Here is a 1899-nt window from a genome sequence, read left to right on the forward strand (position 1 = left end):
TTTCTTCGTCGATGCGAAGCAGTTTCATTTGGTTGATTGCGTCTGCCGCAACCATGATCGCGCTGATGCCTTCTTCCGGCGCAAGACCTGCATGTGCAGGGCGGCCTTTGATGGTTGCGACGATCTTTTGTTGGCCCGGAGCAGCCGTTACGATAGTTCCAATTGGGCCACCTGTGTCCAGTACGATCGCTTCTGTTGAGGTTACGTGAGACATATCGAAGTATTCAGAACCGAACAGGCCACCTTCTTCATGTACGGTGAACGCCAATTCGAGCGTTTTGTGTTCTAGGTTTTCAGCTTGAATGCAACGCACTGCTTCCATGATGGCAGCGATGCCAGATTTGTCGTCACCGCCAAGAATGGTGTTGCCTTTCGAGCGGATGATACCGTCTTCGATGATCGGCTCGATACCAATGCCCGGCGTTACCGTATCCATGTGACAGCTCATTAGGATTGAGCCTTCTTTTTTCCCTTCTAAACGTGCGTACACGTTGAAGCCATTAGAAATGTGTTCTGGTACAGGAAGCTTGTGAACCGTAAAGCCTAGTTCGCCCAGTTGCTCAGCCAGCGTTTCTGCAATTTGTTTTTCATTCATAGATTCGCTGTCGATACGAACCAGTTGGCAGAAATGTTCAACTAGACGTTCTTGATTAATTTGTGTCATTTGGGTGTCTCTTTCTTTTGGGGTCGAGGGCGATACCGAGAAACGATGTGAATTCGAAATCAATGGCACGGACTCGAAAGGGAACAGAACCTCACTTATTGCACAGCTTTATGTAGGTGAAGCTGCGTTGAATCAAAGAAAATCACTGCCTGACACGATTCTGACCGAGGATAATGCCAGAAGTGACGACGCAATCACGAAAGTGGTTTAGCACGTGACAATTTGGTAATTGAGAGCGGAGACAGTAATGCACTATGGCTCGAAGCAAATATGTAACTGATGAAAGCAGTCAATAATTGCTGCAAGGTGCACTGTAAATAAGTAGGGTGTATTTGAAGCAAAATCACATTTGTGGATTAATGACGTCTCTGTTTACTCATATCCTCGCACTGCCAACTGGATAGGCCAAGTTCAATAAGAACTTGGCCGCTTTTTACGTGCGCTTTGTTGTCTTGAAACTCTCGCTTGTTTCACTCTCTCCAACCTCTCTTTAAATGAAACCAAAGACTTATCTAAAGTCGCTAGGTGCCAATAAAAATCGCCATGGTAACAAGTTGTTTACATTTGGTAGTATGGCGTAAATCGAAAAATATCAACCTAATTGATTGAAATTAAATTTAATTTTGGTTTCTTCTTAACCGGGAATATTGATGGTTTTGTGGTGTAACATTAATTTTACATTTCTCCGTAAGACCCATCGAAATAGAGATTTCGGCCGATGTATTCCAATTTCTCTCTACCTGCGCCAAGTTAGAAAAATCAGTTCAAACAGCTCAGTGAGGCTGTAAACAAATTAGTGACGCAAGGAGAAAGTCATGGTGGACACATACAACCCATTAGGTACAGACGGATTTGAGTTTGTTGAATACACAGCTGCTGACAGCAAAGGCATTGAACAACTAAAAGCGTTATTTACATCGCTAGGCTTTGCTGAAATAGCCAAACATCGTTCGAAAGAAGCATGGTTGTATCGACAAGGTGACATCAGCTTTATCGTGAACGCCCAGCCTCATAGCCAGGCGGAGGAGTTTGCTAAAGTTCACGGCCCATCTGTATGTGGTATGGCGTTTCGTGTGAAAGACGCGACGGTTGCGCTTGAACATGCTATTCAAAACGGCGGCACAGAATACAAAACTGAAATTGGTCCGATGGAACTGAGTATCCCTGCCATTTACGGTATTGGTGAAAGCTTGCTTTATTTCGTTGATCGTTATGGCAAGCAGAGCATCTACGAC

2 protein-coding genes and 1 pseudogene are annotated in these 1899 nt (G+C 44.5%); 2 read left to right on the forward strand and 1 reads right to left on the reverse strand.

The features are described from left to right. Positions 1 to 664 (reverse strand): M20/M25/M40 family metallo-hydrolase (locus R7E47_RS24105; RefSeq protein WP_318085170.1); only part of this gene is annotated, 664 nt, incomplete at its 3' end. 4 nt (positions 665 to 668) lie between these two features. On the opposite strand from R7E47_RS24105, the gene R7E47_RS24110 reads away from it, so the two are divergent. After that, a complete protein-coding gene (locus R7E47_RS24110; RefSeq protein WP_017448598.1) occupies positions 669 to 875 on the forward strand; it encodes a hypothetical protein in 207 nt (68 codons plus the stop codon). 604 nt (positions 876 to 1479) lie between these two features. Further along, positions 1480 to 1899 (forward strand): annotated as a pseudogene (locus tag R7E47_RS24115) (4-hydroxyphenylpyruvate dioxygenase); the annotation flags it as partial.

The sequence above is a fragment of the Vibrio sp. Vb1026 genome (assembly GCF_033338745.1).
Lineage (GTDB): Bacteria > Pseudomonadota > Gammaproteobacteria > Enterobacterales > Vibrionaceae > Vibrio > Vibrio alginolyticus.